Here is a 5527-nt window from a genome sequence, read left to right on the forward strand (position 1 = left end):
TTGTAGAGCTGCTCGGCGAATTCCGGCGGCAGCGCCATCGGCAGGCTGGGCGTGGCCAGCAGGTCCGGGCTGGCATTGCCGGCGCTCTGCCCGAGCAGCGGATAGGCGGTCCACTTGTGCAGGCGCTGATGGGCGTCCAGCGGGCTGGGCACATCCGAGTAGCCCTGCTGCATCACGAACAAGGTGGTGCCCTCGAACGCCGGCAGCGCCTTGGCCTGCAGCCGCGATTCGCCGATCAGTACCCCGTCGCGCAACACGTACAGGCGCTGGTCGTGCAGGCTTACCAGGATGCCGACCTGCCCGCTGGGGGCGGCCGCATCGTTCCAGTAATGCTCCGGCGCAGCGGTGGTTTCCACCAGCGGCTTGCCGGTGCTGTTGACCGGCGCCAGCACCGCCGGATAGGCCAGCGTCATCGGCGCGCTCTTGGCATCGGCCACCACCACGGTGTCGCCGCGCTTGGTTTCGCCGAACAGCTTCTGCGCGAACGCCTGCGGCAGGCGCACGCAGCCATGCGAGGCCGGGTGCCCGGGCAAGCTGCCGCCGTGCAGGGCGATGCCGTCCCAGGTCAGCCGCTGCATGTAGGGCATCGGCGCGCTGTTGTAGAGGTTGGACTTGTGGTCCTTGTCCTTCTGCAGGATGGTGAATACGCCAGTCGGGGTTTCGTGCCCGGTCTTGCCCGAGCTGATCGTACTCAGGCCGATGGCGATGCCGTTGCGGTACACGTAGGCGCGCTGCTCATCCAGGCTGACCACCAGCACGATCGGACCGGCCGGGGAGATTTCCGGATGCTACAGGAACTGGCCAGGCTTCAGATCGGTGGGACCGCGCGGCGCGGCAACGGCCTTCGCGGCGGCGGTGCTGGCGGGCGGCGTGGCGGTCGCGGCAGCAGCCGAGCCCATACCGGCGGCGAACAAGGTGGCCAAGGCCAGGGTAAGCAACGCGCGGCGTGGCGCCATGTGGTTCATTCCATGCAGTGATGCGACGACGCTACACCAACGCGCTGCATGAATCAGGTGTTGGCGTGGGTGTGCACGTCGCCCAAAAGAAATTGCCCGGCCACGCATCCCTGCGCAGACCGGGCAATCGTCACGTCCTTGTCGGCGTCCAGCCTTCCCCCTGTGCATCCTGCCCAGTGTGGGTCCGGCCATGCTCCCTGCACTCGGCCGTAAATCGTTCCGCCATCGCAGCCCTTCCCGGGTCTGGATGCCACCGTCCAGGTGGATCCGCGCCACTCCTTCCGCGCCGCATCCGTGCGCACCGCTTCCCTGCGTGTGTCGGTGTCATCGCGCGTCCTGCGCGGCGACCAGTGACCAGCTCCCTGCCCGTCCCCGACCTGTCCTGTTGGTCATCGCCTTGGTACGGCTGCCGGCAACGCCCTCCTGGGCGGTTCCGCCGCGGGGCTCTTCATGACCCCCGCCGTCATCCGTTGTCGATTCCGTTCGACCGTTGCTGTCCCTATCCCCTTCACCCGTGCCAGATCCTCGATCCGGAGGAAAGGTCCGTGTTGTCGCCGGTACGCGACGATCGCGTCGGCCTTGCGTGGCCCCACGTTCGTCAATCCCTGCTGCAGCGTCGACGCATCAGCCGTATTGATGTCGATGCGGTCGGCCGCGTGAGCGGCTCCCATCAACAGCAGTCCCAGCGCAAGCGCCTTCCACGAAAACCAAGGCCCCACCGTGCTACTCCTTGTGGCTCGGAACCGGTGCCTGCCGGCTATCCCGTCGGAGGCTCCAGCATCCCTCGCCACATACACACAGCCTATCGTCCACAACGCCTTCACACAGCCAGCCAAATACCTGACGTGATGTAGGGAAATCCCTACCCCGACCAGCGGCGTAGAATGTGACGACTAGCCAATGCCTCCGGAGTGTCAGATGGACAGCACCAAACTCGGCCAATTCGTCAGTGAGAAGTGGGACAGCGAAATCGTCCCGCAATTGGTCGATTACATCCGTATTCCCAACAAATCGCCGATGTTCGACGCAGATTGGGTGGCCAATGGGTACATGGAGCAGGCCGTCACCCTGATGGAAACCTGGGCCCGGGCCCAGAACCTGCCGGGCCTGAGCGTGGAGGTGGTGCGCCTGGAAGGCCGCACGCCGCTGCTGCTGCTGGAAATCCCCGCCTCCGGCGCCGAGACCGGCGACGACACCATCCTGCTCTACGGCCATCTGGACAAGCAGCCGGAAATGACCGGCTGGGACGACGACCTCGGCCCGTGGGTGCCGGTGCTGCGCGGCGACAAGCTGTACGGCCGCGGCGGCGCCGATGACGGCTATGCGATGTTCGGCTCGCTGGCTGCCGTGCTGGCACTGCAGGAACAGGGGCTGCCGCACGCGCGTTGCGTGGTGCTGATCGAAGCCTGCGAAGAATCGGGCAGCTACGACCTGCCGGCCTACGTGGACCACCTGGCCGACCGCATCGGCAAGCCGTCACTGGTGGTGTGTCTGGATTCGGGCTGCGCCAACTACGACCAGCTGTGGTGCACCACCTCGCTGCGTGGCCTGACCGGCGGCAATTTCTCGGTCAAGGTGCTCAACGAAGGCGTGCACTCCGGCGATGCCTCCGGCGTGATTCCGTCCAGCTTCCGTCTGCTGCGCCAGCTGCTGTCGCGGATCGAGGACGAGAACACCGGCCGCATCCTGATCGACGGCATGAACGTGGACATCCCGGCCGAGCGCCTGGAACAGGCCAAGCGCGCCGCGGACGTAGTGGACACCGCGATCTTCGAGAAATTCCCGATGGTCGACGGCCTCAAGCCGATGAACGAGGACCTCACCGAACTGGTGCTCAACCGCACCTGGCGTCCGGCGCTGTCGGTCACCGGCGTGGACGGCATGCCGCCGCTGGCCTCGGCCGGCAACGTGCTGCGCCCGCACACCGCGGTGAAGCTGTCGCTGCGCCTGCCGCCGACCGCCGATGGCAAGGCCTGCGGCGAGCTGCTCAAGGAGGCCCTGCTGCGCGATCCGCCGAACGGCGCCGAAGTGAAACTCGACCTTGAAAAGGCCTCCAGCGGCTGGAACGCACCGGCGATGGCGCCGTGGCTGACCCAGGCGATCGATGCTGCCAGCCAGACCTTCTTCGGCAAGCCGGCGATGTACATGGGCGAAGGCGGCTCGATCCCGTTCATGGGCATGCTCGGCGAGAAGTTCCCCGGCGCGCAGTTCATGATCACCGGCGTGCTCGGCCCGCATTCCAACGCCCATGGCCCGAACGAGTTCCTGCATATCCCGATGGGCAAGAAGGTCACCTCGTGCGTCTCCAAGGTGATCAGCGAGCATTACGCGGCCAGCCTGCGCGGCGAGACCAGCGGTTCGCCGGTGGCCGCCGACAGCGGCACCCGCCACGGCGGCCACGGCTGCTGCTGAGCGCACACGGCGTGACGGACGCAGCCTGKCCTTGCTAGGCTGCGTCCACCCTCCGAAGGCGCAAATGGCATGAACGGACTGTTCGGCAGCACCAGCTGGCTCTACATCATCCTGGTCGGCTTCGTGGTCGGCCTGCTCGGGCGCTTCTTCATGCCCGGCAACAACCGCATGGGCTGCCTGCTGACCATCGTGCTCGGCATCGTCGGCGCACTGCTGGCCGGCTGGTTCGGCCAGTACATGGGCTGGTATGCCGCCGGTGAGCCGGCCGGCTTCCTCGGCGCGATACTCGGTGCAGTGGCCGTGCTTGCCGTGCTGCGCCTTGTCAGCGGCAACGGCAAACGCTGAGCCCGCCCTCCCCTCTTTTCCCTGGCGYCTGCACGGTGCCGCTTCGACGTACCCGTCCATGAACGATCCCGCTTCCGATCCCCTGCGCGCCGACCTCCGCCGCCAGTGGGCCAGTACCGCGCTCAACGACCCGCACCTGGCGCTGGACCGGGCCTCGGTCGACGCCGGTTTCCGCAGTTACTGGCGCACCACCAGCACGGCCGGGAGCCACATCGTGATGGACTCCCCGCCCGGGCTGGAAGACGTGCGCCCGTGGCTGCGCATGCATGACCTGCTCGAACCCAACGGCGTGCGCGTACCGCGCGTGCTCGAGCGCGATGTCGAGCAGGGCTTCCTGCTGCTGGAAGACCTCGGGGGCCCGACGCTGGCGCGGCATATCGACGACGACAATGCCGACGCGTGGTTCGATGCCGCCTTCGCACAGCTGATCCGGCTGCAGCAGATTCCGGTGCCCGAGGGTATGGGGTCGTTCGGCGAGGCGCTGCTGCAGCGTGACGCCGGGCTGTTCGACGAATGGTTCCTGCAGCGCCATCTGGGCCTGCAGCTGGACTGCGGCGAACTGGAACAGCTGCAGTGGGTGCATCGCCGGCTGATGGACAACGCACTGAACCAGCCGCAGGTGCTCACCCACCGCGACTTCATGCCGCGCAACCTGATGCCGGTCGACGCCGGTCCGGCCGTGCTGGATTTCCAGGACCTGGTGCGTGGGCCGATCGCCTACGACCCGGTCAGCCTGTTCAAGGATGCATTCCTGAGCTGGCCGTTGGAGAAAGTGGATGCCTGGCTGGCGCGGTACCACGCCCAGGCATTGGCCGCAGGCCTCCCGGTGCGCCCGTGGCCGCAGTTCCTGCGCGATGCGGACTGGATGGGCGTGCAGCGCCACCTCAAGATCCTCGGCCTGTTCGTGCGCCTGCGCGACCGCGATGGCAAGGGCCATTACTTCGACGACGCGCCGCGTTTCATCCGTTACCTGGACGAAGTGCTGCCGCGCCATCCCGAACTGGCGGCGCTGGATGACCTGCTCCAGCAGCGCATCAAACCCGCGCTGGCGCAGCTGGCCGGCCCAATCCCGGCACGCCCATGAAGGCACTGATTTTCTCGGCCGGCAAAGGCGAGCGCATGCGCCCGCTGACCCTGCATACACCCAAGCCGCTGCTGGTGGCCGGTGGCAAGCCGCTGATCGAATGGCACCTGGAGCGTCTGGCGGCGGCGGGCGTGGAGAACGTGGTGATCAATACCTCATGGCTGGGCGATCAATTCGCGTCCGCGCTCGGTGACGGCGCGCGCTGGGGCCTGCGCCTGCACATCATCGACGAGGGCGCGGTGCCGCTGGAAACCGGCGGCGGCATCCTCAACGCGCTGCCGGTGCTCGGCGATGCGCCGTTCCTGGTGGTCAACGGCGATGTGTGGACGGACGTGGACTTCGGCACGCTGCCGCGTGATCCCACAGGGGATGCGCACCTGGTGCTGGTCGACAACCCGGCGCAGCATCCGCGCGGCGATTTCATCCTGCGCGGCGATGGCCAGGTCAGCGATGACGGCGAGGCCGCGCGGCTGACCTATGCCGGCATCGGCGTGTATCGGCCGCGGATTCTCGATGGGTGGCGCGCGGTCATCGGCGATACCCCCGGCGCGGCTGCGCAGCCGCCGCAGTTCGGGCTGGCGCCGCTGCTGCGGCATGCCATCGCGCAGGGCCGCGTGAGCGGGCAGCACCACCGCGGGCGATGGACCGATGTGGGTACGCCGGAGCGTCTGGCGCAGCTGGACGCGCAGCTGCAATACCCGCACGGGTAACACCGCGGACACCCCCTGGG

At 67.6% G+C, this 5527-nt stretch carries 5 protein-coding genes and 1 pseudogene; 4 read left to right on the forward strand and 2 right to left on the reverse strand.

What is annotated here, in order from left to right; genetic code table 11:
* Both AC1DQP_RS15585 and AC1DQP_RS15590 read right to left on the reverse strand, forming a co-directional pair.
* Window positions 1-956 (reverse strand): annotated as a pseudogene (locus AC1DQP_RS15585) (L,D-transpeptidase); the annotation flags it as partial.
* A gap of 389 nt (window positions 957-1345) precedes the next feature.
* Entirely contained in the window at window positions 1346-1780 is a 435-nt protein-coding gene (locus tag AC1DQP_RS15590) for a ComEA family DNA-binding protein (RefSeq protein WP_457320421.1), read from the reverse strand.
* 94 nt (window positions 1781-1874) lie between these two features.
* On the opposite strand from AC1DQP_RS15590, the gene AC1DQP_RS15595 reads away from it, so the two are divergent.
* The 4 genes from AC1DQP_RS15595 to murU all read left to right on the forward strand — a co-directional run bounded on the left by AC1DQP_RS15595 (window position 1875) and on the right by murU (window position 5507).
* Window positions 1875-3368 carry a M20 family metallopeptidase gene (locus AC1DQP_RS15595; protein ID WP_478051957.1) on the forward strand — a complete coding sequence of 498 codons (1494 nt, stop codon included), beginning with the start codon at window positions 1875-1877 and terminating at the stop codon, window positions 3366-3368.
* Between the two features lie 69 nt (window positions 3369-3437).
* Complete coding sequence (locus AC1DQP_RS15600) at window positions 3438-3713, forward strand: GlsB/YeaQ/YmgE family stress response membrane protein (RefSeq protein WP_256775735.1); 276 nt, start codon at window positions 3438-3440, stop codon at window positions 3711-3713.
* Window positions 3714-3771: 58 nt separating this feature from the next.
* Window positions 3772-4797, forward strand: coding sequence for an aminoglycoside phosphotransferase family protein (locus AC1DQP_RS15605; RefSeq protein ID WP_457321193.1), 1026 nt, complete (start codon window positions 3772-3774; stop codon window positions 4795-4797).
* On the forward strand, window positions 4794-5507 hold the full coding sequence (murU, locus tag AC1DQP_RS15610; RefSeq protein ID WP_457321191.1) for an N-acetylmuramate alpha-1-phosphate uridylyltransferase MurU: 714 nt from the start codon (window positions 4794-4796) through the stop codon (window positions 5505-5507). Before AC1DQP_RS15605 ends, murU begins: the two co-directional genes overlap by 4 nt.
* Window positions 5508-5527 lie beyond the last annotated feature (20 nt).

The sequence above is a fragment of the Stenotrophomonas sp. P5_A8 genome, assembly GCF_056400545.1.

Excerpts from the sequence above, each read along its gene's own strand:
- AC1DQP_RS15595 (WP_478051957.1), top strand. The coding sequence starts at position 1,875 with ATGGACAGCACCAAACTCGGCCAATTCGTCAGTGAGAAGTGGGACAGC.
- AC1DQP_RS15600 (WP_256775735.1), top strand. The coding sequence starts at position 3,438 with ATGAACGGACTGTTCGGCAGCACCAGCTGGCTCTACATCATCCTGGTC.
- AC1DQP_RS15605 (WP_457321193.1), top strand. The coding sequence starts at position 3,772 with ATGAACGATCCCGCTTCCGATCCCCTGCGCGCCGACCTCCGCCGCCAG.
- murU (WP_457321191.1), top strand. The coding sequence starts at position 4,794 with ATGAAGGCACTGATTTTCTCGGCCGGCAAAGGCGAGCGCATGCGCCCG.